This window comes from Sphingomonas sp. (assembly GCF_035944535.1).
In the GTDB taxonomy this organism is placed as follows: domain Bacteria; phylum Pseudomonadota; class Alphaproteobacteria; order Sphingomonadales; family Sphingomonadaceae; genus Sphingomonas_B.
Window position 1 is genome coordinate 237,844 of record NZ_DASZBC010000014.1, and the last position, 15,220, is coordinate 253,063.

Here is a 15,220-nt window from a genome sequence, read left to right on the forward strand (position 1 = left end):
TCATCAAGCCTCCAACAATCGTCATGCCGAACTTGTTTCGGCACAAGCCTTTCACCGCTCGGCGGGCGGACGCATTATCCTGAAACAAGTTCAGGATGACGGGAAGGTCAGGCGGCAAGTATCTCGGGGATAACGCCGGTAAGGCTGTTCGGTCCCGCGGCGACGATGTCCACCTCGACCAGATCGCCGACCGCTCCCCCGTCCGCGACGATTGACTGCAGCCAGGGCGACTTGCCGATCAGCTGGCCCGGATATTTGCCGGGCCGTTCGAGCAGCACCTCGGTGCGCCGCCCTACCAGCCGCTGGTTGAAGGCGATCTGCTGCTCGACGATGAGCGCCTGCAGCCGCTGCAGCCTTTCGTCCATGACCTCGCGCGCCACCTGATCCGGCATGCTCGCCGCGGGCGTGCCGGGACGGGGCGAGTATTTGAAACTGAACGCCATCGAATGGCCGATGCGCCGCACCATCTGGAGGGTGGCTTCGAAGTCCTGGTCCGTCTCGCCCGGGAAGCCAACGATGTAGTCGCCGGATATGGCGATATCCGGCCGCGCTTCGCGGACGCGGTCCAGGATCGCCAGATAGCTGTTGGCGCTATGGCTGCGGTTCATCGCCTTTAAGATGCGGTCGCTGCCGGACTGGACCGGCAGATGCAGGAACGGCATCAGCTTTGGAATGTCGCGATGCGCGGCAATCAGCCCATCGCGCATGTCGTTCGGATGGCTCGTCGTATAGCGGATGCGGGCGAGGCGCGGCAGCTTCGCGAGTTCCTCGATCAGGTCATGCAGATAGCGGCCGTCATGCTCCCAGGCGTTGACGTTCTGGCCGAGCAAAGTGATTTCGCGCGCGCCGGCATCGACGAGCGCCTTGGCTTCGTCGACAATCGCGCTCCAAGGGCGCGACACCTCGGCGCCGCGGGTATAGGGCACGACGCAATAGGTGCAGAATTTGTCGCAGCCTTCCTGGACCGTCAGATAGGCGCTCGGCCGCACGGTCTTGGCCCGGCTCGGCAACACGTCGAACTTGGACGCCGCCGGCATGTCGGTATCGAGCGCGCGCTTGCCCCGAGCCGCCTCGGCGACCAGCTCCGGCAAGCGGTGATAGGCTTGGGGGCCAACAACGATATCCACGTCCTTGGTGCGGCGATGGATTTCCGCCCCTTCGGCCTGGGCAACACATCCGGCGACCGCTACCAGCGGGCGCGTTCCATCCTCGCGGCGCAGCCGTCCGATGTCCGAATAGACCTTCTCCGCTGCCTTTTCGCGAATGTGGCAGGTGTTGAGCACGACGAGATCAGCATCCTCGCCTTTGGCCGGCGACAGTCCCTGCGCGCCCAGCAGCTCGGCCATGCGCTCGCCGTCATAGACGTTCATCTGACAGCCGAACGACTTGACGCGAAAGGTTTTGGGGGAGCGATTCACCGGCGCGCCTATACGCTTCCGCGCTCCCAAGCGGAACCCGCGAGGATGCGCGCCCGCGCTTCCGCCGCAATCGCCTTTCGATCGCCGACGCCGGCCGGGTCGAACGGCTCAAGGCATTCGAGCAATACACGGAAGCGCCGGTGCCTGAGGACCCGCCAGATATTCCGTGGCGCGGGCTCGTCGCCGACCCATGCGAGTTCGGGCGCGCCATAAGTGAGCCGCAACGGCTGGACACGGATCGCGCGCGGCGGCGGCGAGACCACTTCCAGTAGCGAGGGCTTGAAGGGCAATAGTTCGGCAGACGTCGTCCCCTCAGGGAAGATCGCGATCGGCTGGTGCAGCTCCAGCGCCGCGCGCACCACGCCCACTTGGCCATGCACGCCGGTGCGATCGCCCCGATCGACATACACCGTGTTGTTGAACCCCGCGAGCCAGCCGACCACAGGCCAATCGCGCACGCCGGAGTTGGCGACGAACGCGGTCCCGGTCGCTCCAGCGATGACGGGGATGTCGAGCCAGCTCTGGTGATTGGAGACGAACAGAACGTCGGCGGGAATCGGTGACCCGCGCACCTCGACATCGGCTCCGCTTGTGCGAGCGACCCGGCCGAGGAAGCGCTGCGGCCAGCGCGACCGCCGGCCGAGCGCACGGGTAATCAGGTGAGCCGAAACGTACAGGAGGAGCGCCAGAACTAGGGCGAGAGCCCGGAACGTCCCGCGCAGCGCCGTCAGTTGGTCAGCCCTTCCGCTCGAGCGCGACGCCGTAGAGCTCCATCCGGTGATCGACGAGGCGGAAGCCGAGCTTCTCTGCGATCTGACGCTGGAGCAGTTCCAGCTCGGGATCGACGAACTCGATCACGCGGCCGGTCTCGACATCGATCAGATGATCGTGATGCGCTTCGGGCGCCGCTTCGTAGCGGGCGCGGCCATCGCCGAAATCATGCCGCTCAAGGATGCCCGCCTCTTCGAACAGGCGAACGGTCCGATAGACAGTCGCAATGGAAATGCCGGGATCGATCGCGGAGGCACGCGCATGCACCTTCTCGACATCCGGATGATCTTCGGATTCGGACAGGACGCGGGCGATCACCTTGCGCTGATCGGTGATGCGCAGCCCCTTCTCGGCGCACAGCGCCTCGACGTCGATCTTGCGATGCATGAGGCTGATCTAGTGCGTTTGCGGCCCGCCTGCCACTGGCAAAGCGTCAGGCGGGCCCAAGGCTCAGCGGCCGCGGCGGCGCTTGGTGCCGAGCCCGATCTTCTTGGCCAGCGTGCGGCGCTGTTCGGCGTAGTTCGGCGCAACCATCGGGTAGTCGGCCGGCAGATTCCACTTTTGACGATATTGCTCCGGCGTCATCTGATAGTGAGTCATCAGGTGCCGCTTCAGCATCTTCAGTTTCTTGCCGTCTTCAAGGCAGACAATATAGTCGGGCTTGATCGAAGCGCGCACCGAAACCTTCGGCTCCTGCTTCGCCTCCGGCTGCGGAGCGGGACCGCCCAAGCCAGTCAGTGCCGTGTGCACGTTCGAGATCAGCGTCGGAAGATCGTTCACCGCAACGCTATTGTTGCTTACATGCGCCGCGACAATGTCTGCGGTCAGCGTGATCAGCGTTTCTTTCATCTCGGACTGTTCGGACATGGACTCTCAACTCTCGTTCTTGAACCGATCATCGGAATGCGATGGTCGCACGAGCCCATGTCTTCTGGCGCAACACAGATCAAGGTTAAAATGGCGAAGCGGCTTTAGTTGACGCCAAGATGCCGTTTGAAGGTGAGAGCATCGAATTGCTTGCCGGTTCGGCCGCGATAATAACCCTTTCGACTGCCAACCTGAACAAAGCCACTCTGCAGGTAGAGCATCAGTGCGGGATTGCCGTCCCGAACTTCGAGGTGAAGCGTTTCGATACCGTCGGCAATCGCATCCTCGATCGCGCGGTCCAGCAGCGCCCGGCCGATGCCCTGGCGACGGAACCGCTCGCGCACGGCGATCAGAAGCAGTTCGGCCTCGTCGGCCATCTTGCGGAGCAAGGCGAACCCCGCCGGCTCGTCCTCGGATCGGGCGATCAGCAGCCAGCTTCCCGGCATGCCCAGCACGCCGGCGCATTGCGCTTCGGTCCAGGCCTCGCCGAACTGCGGATCGAACGCATCGCCCATCGCGACCATCACATCCGCCAGGTCGGCCATGCCGCCCGGCTCGATGCGGAAGTCCAGATCGGCCGCCACGGTCACGCGGGCAAGCGCGCATCCGGCGCGCGTCCGTAAATGGGAGAGGGCGGCAGCGACGCCAAATCGCCCGGCAACAGGCGAGTCGCGCGCGCATCGGGCTCGACTGAGAGCAGGGGCCCTGCTGCGCCGGCTTTAGCCATGGCCTCCGCTCCCGAACCGGCGATCGCATCCGCGCCGCAGGCAAGCGCGGCCTCTTCCGGTCTCAAGGAACGAAGCGGTGCGATCGGACGCACTCCCTGCCTTGCAAAGCGTTGCACGAAATACTCACCATGACCGCCGATCAGCGCAACGGCAAGGCTGTCGAGCGTCGCCGTGGCATCGAAAGCCGTAGCGGCGATCAGCGCCAGCGACGAGTAGCCGCGCACCTCGGCTCCCCAGGCGAAGCCGAAAGCCCGTGCCGCTGCCAGGCCCACACGAACGCCGGTAAAGCTGCCCGGTCCGCAATCGACCAGCACGATCTCCGCACGGCCCTGGTCCGGCAGCTCGGCGATCATCGGGATCAGACGTTCAGCGTGGCCGCGGCCGACCCGTTCATGAACATGACCGATCAGCTGCCCGTCATGGAACAGCGCGACCGAGCAGGTTTCGGTCGCCGTCTCTATCGCCAGCAGTCTCAAAGCAGGCGGTTGAAGCGCTCGAACTCCGGCCGCGGCAGCCGGCCAAAGATCGTGGACGGGTCTCCATAGCCGAGGGTTGAGATGAAGTTGGACTTTACGTTCGTGCCAGCGAAGAAGAGCGCGTCGACGCGATCATTGTCGAAGCCCGACATCGGCCCGGTATCCAGCCCCAGCGCTCTTGCGGCCATGATGAAATAGCCGCCCTGCAGGGAGCTGTTGCGGAGCGCATGGATCTTGCGCGACTCGGGGTCTGGGAACCAGTGTTTCGCAGTCTGATCGTGCGGGAAGAGCTCCGGCAGCTGTTCGTGGAAGTCCAGGTCCATGCCGATGATGGCCGTCACAGGCGCCTTCAGGATCTTCGCCGCATTCTTTTCGGACGCGCAGGAGGCAATTTGCGCCTTCGCGTCGTCGCTCACGCACCAGACGATCCGCGCCGGCAGCATATTGGCGCTGGTCGGTCCCATCTTCATCAGGTCCCAAATGGCGCGGAGCTGATCCTCCCCCACCGGCTTGTCCTGATAGCCGTTATAGGTGCGCCCCGTGCGGAACAGCTGGTCGAGCGCGGCGTCAGGCAGCGCCGCCATCAAACTGCCCTCACTTCAGTGACTTCGGGGACGTAATATTTGAGCAGCTGCTCGATACCCTGCTTCAGCGTGGCAGTGGAGGACGGGCAACCGGAACAGGCGCCCTGCATCTTCAGGAAAACGGTGCCTTGCTGAAAGCCGCGATAGACGATGTCGCCGCCGTCATTCGCCACTGCCGGGCGGACACGGGTGTCGATCAGTTCCCTGATCTGGCTGACGATATCCGCGTCTTCAGGATCGTCGAGCGGCGCATCGTCTTCGATCGCGATGCCGGCGGCCGACCCCGCGCGGAACAGCGGCATGTCGCCTGAGAAATGGTCGAGCAGAACGGCGAGCACAACGGGCTTGAGGTCACGCCAGTTCGCGCCGGGAGCCGCCGTCACCGATACGAAGTCGGAGCCGAAGAACACGCCCTCGACATCGCCGAGCCCGAACAACGCCTCAGCCAGTGGCGATGCCTCTGCCTCCTCGGGCGTGGCGAAGTCCCGCGTGCCGCCGGTCATCACCGGCCGGCCAGGCAGGAATTTGAGCGTCGCCGGATTGGGCGTCGTTTCGGTCTCGATCAGCATGGGCGCCCATGTGGGCCGAATGCCCATGCCGATCAAGGCCGCTTAGAAGAGCGAACTCGTCTGACCGAGCAGAGCCGGCACCAGCAGAGCGCCGAGGCCTTCACCGCCATAGCTGGCCGGGAGCAGCCCGCCGGAAAGCTGGTCGCCATAACCGATCTGCTGAAGCGGCACGGCATAGGGATCGGCCCCGGTCAGTTCGGACAGCGCGGCATAGCTGCCGTAATCGCTGAAATTGCCATAGCCGCTATAGTCTTCCTGCGCAGCATAGCTGTCATAGCCGCTGTAGAGGGGCGAGCTATAGCCATCTGCATAGGTCGCATTGGTAAGCCCGCCGAGACCGCCAAGGCCGCCTGCCCCGGTAAGACCGCCAAGGCCACCGAGCCCGGAAAGACCACCCAGGCCGCCGATGCCCGCCAGACTTCCCAAGCTGCTGCCCATGTCGCCGCCGACCACGCTCGACAGCACGATCGGAAGTAGCGCGGAGAGAACGGAGTTATCGCCGCCGAACAGGCCCTGGCCGGCGGAGTAAGGAGAATAGCCGCCAAAGGATTCATACGGGTCCGCATAGCCGTAGGAGGTGCCGTAGCTTGCGGGAGAATAGTCCCGCACCGCATAGCGGATCACCGGCTGGGCGTAGCGGGCGGGAGCATAAGGCTGCCGCTCGTAAGCTCGCTCGATCGGCGCATAGCGGACTATCCGCGCCGGTACATAGGCTCGACGCGCTTCCTCAAGCCAGTCCCGACGGGCTTCACGGCGCTCCCGGCGTGCCTCGCGCCAAAGCTCGCGGCGATCGCTCCGCACCTGACGCCAATAATGGCGCTCTTCCCTGCGCCCTTCCCGCCAGTCATCCTCGTCGTCGTCATCATCGCCCCGGTCGTAGCTTACGACCCGCACGGCCCGGTGCTGACCGCGGCCTTCCCAGCCGCCACGGTGCCAGCCGCGACCACGGCGATCATCGTCGCCGCCGCGATCCCATTTCTGTTCCTTGTGATGCTTGCGACCCCTCCGGTCGTCATCATCGGCAATCGCCGGAGTGGCGACTACGCTCGCCAGCAGCAGGCCGATCAGTGTCTTACGCATGCGACTCCTCCTCGTCGTCCCATGCCCCACGCACCCTCTCAGCATGTCCGACTAGCCGCGGTGAACTGAGCCCGATCTGAACCAGCCGTTCAGCAGGGGTTTACGCGAAGAAAAAGGGCGGTGATTGCTCACCGCCCTCCTACTTTCGTCCGTGCTCCCAGGTCAGAAGCGCGTGCGCAGCGTCAGTCCATAGGTGCGCGGCTCTGCCAGGAAGGCGGAGAAGAGCTGCCGTCCGCCCGGAAACGCCGGGTCGACAAACGGCGCGCTGCTGGTGCCCGCCTGGAACGGCGAGTTGAACGCGACCTGCGCATACTTGGTATTGAACACGTTCTGCGCCCAAAGCTCTACCGCCCAGATTTCGCGCGGGCCGCGCAGGCCGACACGGGCATTCACGACCGTGAAGCTCTCCTCCTTCTTCTGCGGGAAGAGGTCGGAGCCGGTGTTGAAGTCACCAGTCACGCGCGCATCGACATAGACGAGACCGCGCAGCCCGGTGTCGCCGATCTCCGGCGTCCAGGCGGCGGAACCGGTCACCACGACCTGCGGCGCATTGGACAGGTTCTTGCCGGGCAGCACACGCAGGGCCGGGTCGAGCGGGATGCCGCTCTCGTTGCCGACCAGATTATTGCGGTACTTGGTGTTGGCGTAGGTCAGGCCCAGGCTGAGGTTCACGTCCCGAGCCGGCCGCAGCGCGGCTTCGACTTCGACACCGGTCGACAGGACGCCATATTCCACATCGTCCGCAGCGCAGGCGCCGGTGGTGGCGCTCGCATCCCGGTCCGCTCCGTTGAGGCTTGAACCGCAGCCATTCACGTTCTGCACCAGAAAGACGGTGCCGTTGAAAGTGTTCAGCTGGAAGCTGTCGAACTGCTGCCGGAATGCGGCGACGTTGAGGCTGAGCGGGCCGGTCGAATATTTCAGACCCACTTCATAGGCGTTGTTGATTTCCGGATCGAACTGCAGGTTGCCGACCAGCGACTGCGCGCCTCCCGCCGCCGCGAACGTGCTGGTCGGCACGCCGTTGACGACCTGGATTGGCGCCTTCAGCGCCGAACGGTCGAGGTTGAACCCGCCCGCCTTATAGCCGCGCGAGTAGCTGGCATAGAGCAGAAGGTCGTCGTTCGGCTTGTACGACAGCACCGCCGTGCCGGTGAACTCGTCCTCGCTGCGGCGGTCGCGAATCGTGACACCGTTCAGTTCGGCCGTGGAGTTGCCCTGGCAGGACAGGCCGATCAGCGCCGCGGCAAGGGCGCGCGCCGTTGCATTCGGGCTTACCAGGTCGTCGGTCACCAGCCCCTGAACCGTGGTGCAGACAGTGTTGTCGTTACCGAACGTGGCGCGGAACTTCTTCCGCTCCTTGGTCCAGCGCAGACCAAGGGTCAGGTCGAGATTGTCGGTGATATGGAAGATATTATGCGTGAACAGCGCAAAGTTCCGGCTGTTCTGCCGATAACGATCGCGCGTGCTGCCGCGGTCGTTCAGGCCATCAAGCGCCTGGAACCCGGCGACGATGTCGGCGCCGGTCTGGCCGCCGCCGCTGGCGCCGCCGATCGTCGCGAACCCGACACCCGGCACCACGCAGCCTGGACTGGTCGGCGAATAAAGGCCCGCAAGGCCGCCGCCCGAGATGATGCGGCAGGTGGCGAACCGGCCATACTGACTGCCGAAGCGGAGATTGTCGTTCACGCTCAGGTCTTCGTCGGCGTAGAAGCCGCCGACCAACCAGTCGAGCCGGTCGTCAAAGGCCGAGCCCTGCAAACGCAGTTCCTGGCTGAAGGTGCGGAACGCTCGGCCGGTCAGGCCCGGCGCCCGATAGAGAATGTCGACCGAGCTATAATCGGTGTCCGACGCCTGACCCGATTTATAGTCGCGATAACCGGTAATCGACGTCAGCGAAGCGCCGCCGAAATCCCAGTTCGCTTCGAGCGACACGCCCCAATCCTCGGTGTCGCCCGCATAGCTGCGGCCCGGGGTGACGGAGATGACACGGCTGAATGCGTTTTGGAAGCGGCTCAGCGGCTGGCCAAGGTCGCGCAGCACGTTGATGATGTTGTTGCCGTTAGGCAGGCCCGTGGTCAGCGGCGTTGCCGGATTATTGAGGTTGCCGATCGTCGGCACGACGTCGTTGCCGAGATAAACGGCAGCGCAGCATTTTTCCTCGCGCTTTGTATAGTCGCCGATCAGGCGGAAGCTCAGATCTTCGCTGGGTTCGAACAGCAGCTGGCCGCGGATGAAGTAACGGTCGCGATCGTTGACGCGGGTGCCGTTGGCGGGATCGCGATAAAAGCCGTCACGCTTGACGAACACGCCTTCGATGCGTCCGGCAAGCTGCTCAGTGATCGGACCGGTGACTGCCGCCTGGCCGCGGATGAAGTCGTAATTACCGTAGGAAATCTCGCCCATGCCGCCAAACTCAAAGCTCGGCTTCTTGGAGATGATGTGGATGAGACCGGCGGACGCGTTACGGCCGAACAGCGTGCCCTGTGGTCCGCGCAGCACCTCGACCCGGTCGATCTCGCCGAGTTCGTTGAGGCCGATGCCCGAACGCGAGCGATAGACGCCGTCGATGAACACCGCGACCGAACTTTCGAGGCCTGGATTGTCGCCGACCGTGCCGATGCCGCGGATACGGGCCGAGCCGTTCGCTTCGGAGCCGGTCGAGGATACGAGCAGCGATGGCGCGAGCTGGTTCAGCTGGCGGATGTCGTTGGCACCGGAGTTCTGAAGCGACTCCGCCGTCACGGCAGAGACGGCGATCGGCACGTCCGACAGCGCCTCGGCGCGACGGGTGGCGGTGACGATGATGTCGCCGGAGTTGGTCGTCTCTTCGCCCGGCGCTGAAGCCGATTCAGTCACCGACGTGGCACTCTGCGTATCTTGGGCAAAGCCCGGCGCGGCCACGGAAATCAGCGCTGCCGAAAGCAGCCAAGCGGTCTTGCGCATATCATCCTCCCACCAATTCGCCTTTGCGGCTTTGAAAGGATGTTTACGTGCACGTTACCCGAACATCCACGCCGAAGCGCGAGAATCCGCGCTTTTCCCTCATCATAGCGGCGTTTTTGCAACAGTTTCGGGACGCTGTGACATTGACGCTACGGCAAGCGCGGCTTGCTCTTGGTATAGCTTCGCCGGGGTGGAGCCGCGCCCTCTCTGTCTGTAAGGGCGGGGTGCCATGGACACCGACTTTTACCGTATCAAGCGGCTGCCGCCCTATGTCATCGCCGAAGTCAATGCGATGCGTGCGGCAGCACGTGCAGCGGGCGAAGACATCATCGACCTTGGGATGGGCAACCCCGACCTGCCCCCGCCTCCGCACGTCATCGAGAAGCTTTGCGAAGTCGCCCGTAAGCCCGACGCGCATGGCTATTCGCAGTCTAGAGGCATTCCGGGCCTCCGCCGCGCCCAGGCGAATTACTACGGCCGCCGCTTCGGCGTTGAGGTCGATCCCGAGCGCGAGGTAGTCGTCACCATGGGGTCGAAGGAAGGGCTGGCCAGCCTCGCTACGGCTATTACCGCCCCGGGCGATGTCGTGCTGGCGCCCAACCCCTCCTACCCGATCCACACCTTCGGCTTCATCCTGGCCGGCGCGACGATCCGGGCGGTGCCGACCACGCCCGACGAGGCTTATTTCGAGAGTCTTGAGCGCGCGATCGCCTTTACCGTGCCGCGGCCGAGCGTGCTCGTCGTCAACTATCCATCCAACCCCACCGCCGAGACAGTGGACCTCGGCTTCTACGAGCGGCTGGTTGCCTGGGCGCGCGAGAACAAGGTCTGGATCATCTCCGATCTTGCCTATTCGGAGCTTTATTTCGACGGCAAGCCGACCGTGTCCATCCTCCAGGTCAAGGGCGCGAAAGAGGTGGCGGTCGAGTTCACCTCGCTGTCCAAGACCTATTCGATGGCTGGCTGGCGGATCGGCTTCGCGGTCGGAAACAAGGACCTGATCGCGGCGATGACGCGAGTAAAATCCTATCTCGATTACGGCGCCTTCACGCCGGTGCAGGCGGCCGCCTGCGCGGCGCTCAACGGGCCGCAGGATATCGTCGAGAAGAACCGCGAACTCTACCACAAGCGCCGCGACGTGCTGGTCGAAAGTTTCGGCCGCGCCGGCTGGGACATCCCGGCGCCTCCAGCCTCGATGTTCGCCTGGGCGCCGCTGCCGCCGGCCCTCGCGCATCTCGGGTCGCTTGAGTTTTCGAAGCAGCTCCTGACCCAGGCCAAGGTCGCGGTGGCGCCGGGCGTGGGCTATGGCGAAAATGGCGAAGGCTTCGTTCGCATCGCGATGGTCGAGAATGAGCAGCGGCTGCGCCAGGCCGCGCGGCAGGTGAAGCGGTACCTCCAGAGCATGGGCGTCAACACCCCGGGGGCGAGCCAGCGCGGATGAGCAAGGCGTTCAGGTTCACCTATCCGATCCGCGTCCGCTATGCCGAAGTCGATCCGCAGGCGGTCGTCTTCAACTCGCGCTATCTCGAATATGCCGACATCGCCGTCACGGAATATTGGCGCGCGATGGGTTATCGGCCGGGTACGGACGATACGCCGGAGTGCCATGTCGGCACCGCCACGGTCCGCTATGTGAAGCCGATCCGCCTCGACGAGCTCATCGAAACCCGGACGCGGATCGAGAAGTTCGGCACCGCCAGCATGACCTGGTCGGTCGAGCTGCACGGCGAGGGCGGGGAGGACGATCTGCGCGCCGCGATCGAGCTTGTTTATGTCGGCGTCGACCTTGAGACGGGCCGCTCCCAGCCGCTGCCCGAAGCGTTCAAGGCGCGGGTGCGCGCATTCCAGGGCGACTGATGCCGGAGCTGCCGGCCGTCTCCAGCATCGCCCAAACGATTCAACTGGCGATCGCGCCGGTGTTCCTGCTCGCCGGCATCGGCGCGATCCTGAACGTGCTCGCCGGCCGGCTGGCGCGGGTCGTCGACCGCTCGCGCGTGCTCGAACAGCTTCATGCCGCAAGCACCGGAGAGGAGCATCACCGCTATGTGGTGGAGCTTCGCGTCATCGACCGGCGCATGCGGCTGGCGAACGCCGCCATTGCCTTGATGGTGGCCAGCGCGATCATCGTCTGCCTGCTGGTCGCCCTGCTGTTCGTCACCCAGCTCGCGGGGCTCGCCTTTCGGGTCGCGGTGGCGATCGCCTTCGTGCTCAGCATGGCGCTGCTGATCGCCGGGCTGATCCTGTTCCTGATCGAGATCAACGTGGCGCTGAGCGGGTTGCGCATCCGCGAGGAACTGCTGGAGCGCGAGGAGCGCGGCTGGCTTCGGCGCCGCAAATGAAAAAGGTTGCCGGACCCGAAAGCCCGGCAACCCCTTACATGGTCAGCGGCCGGAAGGCCGCCCGGAAGCCTTTTGGCTGCAGCCCTTTAGGCGCGCAGCTCCCGAACGGACAGAACCGACCTCTCTGCTGAACCATGAGACATCGGATCACCTCCTTTCGCTTGTTGAAGCCAATGTGGACCGGTTGGTCCACGCCTTCGAATGTGAATCGGCGCGACTCAGCGATCAAGTCTTGCGCGAAATATTTTTTCGGACGATTCTGGTTGGGTTGCGCCGCTTCGGGACGGGGCTCAGCGGCAATCCTCGACAACTCGCGCGACCTCCGCCCATGCCGGCAGGATCAGCTCTCGGCCGCCCGCCGCAAGCATGAACCGCCCGCGGCTATAAGCGATCTGGTCGAGCACAGGATCGCCCGCTGGCAGCTCAACGATCAACGCATCCGTGCCGGCGCTCGCCGCGCGTGACGTATCGCCATAGCTGGTCCGCACGATCAGCGGCCCCGCCGTCGCTCCCGGCAGTTCGATGGTGACGCGCCGGCTCCCGGGGTCGCAGCGGAGCGCCACCGCCGCGCCGAACCGCGCCACCCGCTCCGCATAGCTCCAGTCGCCAGGCGAATAGGGGCGGTCCTGCCATTCAAGCGGAGGCGGCGCCGGGGGTGGCGTGGGCGTCGAAGCCGGTGCCGGCGCGGGTGGCGGCGGCGCTTCGCTCGGCCGCACGCATGCGCCCAGCGCCAGCAGCGCCGCCGTCCAGCCGAGCCGCGCCTGCACTTACTGCACCGTCACCGTGACCGCGCGGCGATTGCGCGCCCAGCTGGTCTCATCGGAGCCGGTGGCCTCCGGACGTTCCTTGCCATAGCTGATCGTGCCGATCCGCCCCGCGTCGATGCCAAGGCCGGCCAGATAGTTCTTCGCCGCGTTCGCCCGCCGCTCGCCCAGCGCCAGATTATATTCGCGCGTGCCCCGTTCGTCCGCATGGCCTTCGATCGTGACCCGCACCTGCGAATACTGGCGCAGATAGGCCGCCTGGCTCTGCAGCGTGGCCTGGTCCTCCGCATCCACTTCGGACTGGTCGGTGTCGAAGAAGATTCGGTCCGAGCTAATGTTGGCGACGAAATGCGCCTGGCTGCCGGGCTGAGGAGCGCCAGCGTTCGGATCGTTGACGGGCACTTCCGCCGAAGGCGTCTCGACCGGCGCGGGCGGCAGTTCCTTGGGCGGCTTCTTCGCGCAGCCGGCGACGGCGATCAGCGCAGTCGCGACCATCAAGGTGTGGCTGAGTTTCATGATTGTCTCCTTTGATGGTCTCAGGGGAGTAACGGTCCCCAGGTCGGGTCCGATCCATCGACCGGCGTCGGAATCTTTCGCGTGTTGCGGCCGGTCAGATCGACCTGCCAGACGCTGGACGTGCCGCTGCGCCCGGGCGTGCTCCGGAAGAACTGGATCACGCGGCCATTGGGCGACCAGGTCGGGCTTTCGTCCTGCCAGCCATTGGTCAGCAGCCGCTCGCCGCCGCCGGAAGGCGACATCACGCCGACGCGGAAGCTGCCGACGCGGGTAAAGGCGATCAGGTCGCCGCGCGGGCTCCACTCGGGCGTGCCGTAAGAGCCGCCGCCGAAGCTGATCCTTTGCTGGTTCGAACCGTCGGCGTTCATCACGTACAGCTGCTGCGATCCCGAGCGATCGCTTTCGAATACGATCCGCTGACCGTCGGGCGAGAAGCTGCCGCCGACATCGATGCCGGGCGAGCTGGTAAGGCGCGTCGGCTCGCCGCCAGTCGCTGGCATCTTGTAGATGTCCGTGTTGCCGCCCTGGCTCATGGAGAAGAGCAGCCAGCGTCCATCGGGCGAGAAGCGTGGGGCGATCACCTGCGCGCCGCTGTTCAGCACCAGCCGCTGCCGCCCGGTGCCGATATCGTACACGAACACATGCGGCCGCCGCTGCTGGTAGCTCACATAGACGATCGACTTGTAGTCGGGCGAGAAACGCGGCGTAAGGACGAGGTTCTGGCCGTTGGTCAGGAAACGGTGATTGGCCCCGTCCGAGTCCATGATCGCCAACCGCTTGACGCGTTTGTCCTTGGGTCCGGTCTCGGCGATATAGGCGATACGGCTGTCAAAGAACGGGCTTTCGCCCGACAGGCGCGAATAGATCATGTCCGCGCATTTGTGCGCCGCCCGCCGCCAGTCGCGCGGGGCGACGACGAAGCCGGTGCGCTTCAGCTCGGACTTGAGGTTCACGTCATAGAGATAGCAGCCGACGGTCAGCTGGCCGTCGCTGCCGGCACGCACGAAGCCGCTGACCAGCGCCTCAGCCCCCGTTTGCGGCCAGATGCCGAAGTTCGGCGCGTTCGCTTCGGCGAAGGTCACGTTCGGAATGCCGGCCGGGCCGATCGGCCGGAACAGGCCGCTGCCGCGCAGGTCGGACGCGATCACGTCCGCGATCTGCCGCCCGAGCGCGTCGGTCGCGCCCGCGACCGTCTGGCGCACCTCGTCGGTCGCAAGCACCGGGACGGCAATCTTTAGATCGTCGCCCGCCGATGCGGTCACGTCGACGCTCAACCCGCCCTGCGGCTCGGTCGAAACCGCCTGCGGTTGTTCCTGAGCGGCCAGGAGAACGAACGCGAACAACATCGTCATAGCCCTTCATAGAGTTGCGGCCGAATCGTTCTCCATGCCGCATAATATTGCTTCGGAAAGTTATAGGGCGCGGCGCGACGAACCGCCGCCAGCGCGCGTTCGACGAACAGATCGGCCTGCGCACGATTGCTCGCCGTTACGCCCGTCGGCCCGATCACGCGGGGCTGGCCGATGATGGAGCCATCCTCCGCCAGCCGCGCCTCGATCACCACGCGAAGCTTCTCGACATCGGCTCCGCTCGGCGGACGCCAATGCGGCTTCAGCTGCCGCTTGAGCTCCGCCGCGAGCGAGGCCTGTTCGCGCGGACCGATGGTCGGTGCAGAGGCCTGCGCCGTCCGGCTGACGCTCGCGGTCTCGGTCAGACCTTTCAGGAAATCCGGACCCAGCCGGGCACCCTTGGGAGTCGCCCTGGCAGGCGGGGCAGGACGGGCGGGAGCGGCCTTCGCGACCTGCTGCTGGCGCACCGGCGGCTTGACGGGCTGTGGCTTGGGTGCAGGCACCGGGGCAGGAGCCGGTTCGGCGGGAGCGGGCGCAGGTTCGGGCAGCGCCTGGGAGGGCAGCGGCGGCGCCGGTTCCGGCTCGCCGAGTTCCGGCGCCACGCTCGTTGCCGGCGGCTGTTCGGAGGCGCGCGGCGCCATCGCCTCCAGCCCCACATCTTCGGCGAAGGTCACCTCGACCGGATTGCGCTCGATCTTGCTCGGATTGGGCGTGGCGAGGAAGCCGACCGAGAGCAGCCCGAACAGGACGACATGTCCTGCGGTTGCTGCGCCAAGGCCGAGTTTCTCCGCCCGGTCCATCACTCTCCCTTCGTTA

At 65.3% G+C, this 15,220-nt stretch carries 17 protein-coding genes; 3 read left to right on the forward strand and 14 right to left on the reverse strand.

The features are described 5' to 3' along the window. Positions 1 to 107: 107 nt before the first annotated feature. The 10 genes from miaB to VGT77_RS14245 form a co-directional block, all read right to left on the reverse strand. Positions 108 to 1,430 (reverse strand): tRNA (N6-isopentenyl adenosine(37)-C2)-methylthiotransferase MiaB, encoded by a 1,323-nt coding sequence (gene miaB / locus VGT77_RS14200; RefSeq protein ID WP_327464005.1) that lies wholly within the window; start codon positions 1,428 to 1,430, stop codon positions 108 to 110. Beyond that, positions 1,427 to 1,990, reverse strand: a complete 564-nt coding sequence (locus VGT77_RS14205) for a lysophospholipid acyltransferase family protein (RefSeq protein ID WP_327463703.1) — start codon at positions 1,988 to 1,990, stop codon at positions 1,427 to 1,429. The genes miaB and VGT77_RS14205 overlap by 4 nt, the downstream gene beginning before the upstream one ends. A 163-nt stretch (positions 1,991 to 2,153) precedes the next feature. Beyond that, positions 2,154 to 2,576: a Fur family transcriptional regulator gene (locus VGT77_RS14210; RefSeq protein ID WP_327463705.1), complete on the reverse strand. Its 423-nt coding sequence runs from the start codon at positions 2,574 to 2,576 to the stop codon at positions 2,154 to 2,156. A 63-nt stretch (positions 2,577 to 2,639) separates the two neighbouring features. Beyond that, positions 2,640 to 3,038 (reverse strand): MucR family transcriptional regulator, encoded by a 399-nt coding sequence (locus VGT77_RS14215; RefSeq protein ID WP_414713409.1) that lies wholly within the window; start codon positions 3,036 to 3,038, stop codon positions 2,640 to 2,642. Between the two features lie 122 nt (positions 3,039 to 3,160). Then, entirely contained in the window at positions 3,161 to 3,640 is a 480-nt protein-coding gene (locus tag VGT77_RS14220; RefSeq protein WP_327463709.1) for a GNAT family N-acetyltransferase, read from the reverse strand. Positions 3,641 to 3,642: 2 nt separating this feature from the next. Beyond that, positions 3,643 to 4,260, reverse strand: a complete 618-nt coding sequence (gene tsaB / locus VGT77_RS14225) for a tRNA (adenosine(37)-N6)-threonylcarbamoyltransferase complex dimerization subunit type 1 TsaB (RefSeq protein WP_327463711.1) — start codon at positions 4,258 to 4,260, stop codon at positions 3,643 to 3,645. Then, complete coding sequence (locus tag VGT77_RS14230; protein ID WP_327463713.1) at positions 4,257 to 4,847, reverse strand: malonic semialdehyde reductase; 591 nt, start codon at positions 4,845 to 4,847, stop codon at positions 4,257 to 4,259. Before VGT77_RS14230 ends, tsaB begins: the two co-directional genes overlap by 4 nt. Then, positions 4,844 to 5,413 carry a NifU family protein gene (locus tag VGT77_RS14235; RefSeq protein WP_327463715.1) on the reverse strand — a complete coding sequence of 190 codons (570 nt, stop codon included), beginning with the start codon at positions 5,411 to 5,413 and terminating at the stop codon, positions 4,844 to 4,846. The genes VGT77_RS14230 and VGT77_RS14235 overlap by 4 nt, the downstream gene beginning before the upstream one ends. 42 nt (positions 5,414 to 5,455) lie before the next feature. Then, positions 5,456 to 6,493 (reverse strand): hypothetical protein, encoded by a 1,038-nt coding sequence (locus VGT77_RS14240; protein WP_327463717.1) that lies wholly within the window; start codon positions 6,491 to 6,493, stop codon positions 5,456 to 5,458. Positions 6,494 to 6,655: 162 nt separating this feature from the next. Next, positions 6,656 to 9,436 (reverse strand): TonB-dependent receptor, encoded by a 2,781-nt coding sequence (locus VGT77_RS14245; protein ID WP_327463719.1) that lies wholly within the window; start codon positions 9,434 to 9,436, stop codon positions 6,656 to 6,658. Between the two features lie 229 nt (positions 9,437 to 9,665). Between VGT77_RS14245 and VGT77_RS14250 the strand changes: the two genes are divergently transcribed. Genes VGT77_RS14250 through VGT77_RS14260 form a run of 3 tightly spaced genes read left to right on the forward strand, consistent with a single transcriptional unit; the run spans position 9,666 to position 11,775 of the window. Continuing rightward, positions 9,666 to 10,877 (forward strand): LL-diaminopimelate aminotransferase, encoded by a 1,212-nt coding sequence (locus VGT77_RS14250; RefSeq protein WP_327463721.1) that lies wholly within the window; start codon positions 9,666 to 9,668, stop codon positions 10,875 to 10,877. Next, a complete protein-coding gene (locus VGT77_RS14255; RefSeq protein ID WP_327463723.1) occupies positions 10,874 to 11,293 on the forward strand; it encodes a thioesterase family protein in 420 nt (139 codons plus the stop codon). The genes VGT77_RS14250 and VGT77_RS14255 overlap by 4 nt, the downstream gene beginning before the upstream one ends. Continuing rightward, complete coding sequence (locus tag VGT77_RS14260; RefSeq protein WP_327463725.1) at positions 11,293 to 11,775, forward strand: DUF2721 domain-containing protein; 483 nt, start codon at positions 11,293 to 11,295, stop codon at positions 11,773 to 11,775. Before VGT77_RS14255 ends, VGT77_RS14260 begins: the two co-directional genes overlap by 1 nt. Before the next feature lie 290 nt (positions 11,776 to 12,065). Here the strand turns inward: VGT77_RS14260 and VGT77_RS14265 are convergent, their stop codons facing one another. The 4 genes from VGT77_RS14265 to VGT77_RS14280 are packed head-to-tail and all read right to left on the reverse strand — an operon-like array spanning position 12,066 to position 15,204. Further along, positions 12,066 to 12,542: a hypothetical protein gene (locus VGT77_RS14265; protein ID WP_327463726.1), complete on the reverse strand. Its 477-nt coding sequence runs from the start codon at positions 12,540 to 12,542 to the stop codon at positions 12,066 to 12,068. After that, complete coding sequence (pal, locus tag VGT77_RS14270) at positions 12,543 to 13,055, reverse strand: peptidoglycan-associated lipoprotein Pal (protein ID WP_327463727.1); 513 nt, start codon at positions 13,053 to 13,055, stop codon at positions 12,543 to 12,545. It abuts the gene before it with no gap. Between the two features lie 20 nt (positions 13,056 to 13,075). Beyond that, a complete protein-coding gene (gene tolB / locus VGT77_RS14275) occupies positions 13,076 to 14,407 on the reverse strand; it encodes a Tol-Pal system beta propeller repeat protein TolB (RefSeq protein ID WP_327463728.1) in 1,332 nt (443 codons plus the stop codon). After that, positions 14,404 to 15,204 (reverse strand): cell envelope biogenesis protein TolA, encoded by an 801-nt coding sequence (locus VGT77_RS14280; protein WP_327463729.1) that lies wholly within the window; start codon positions 15,202 to 15,204, stop codon positions 14,404 to 14,406. The genes tolB and VGT77_RS14280 overlap by 4 nt, the downstream gene beginning before the upstream one ends. Between the last annotated feature and the right edge of the window lie 16 nt (positions 15,205 to 15,220).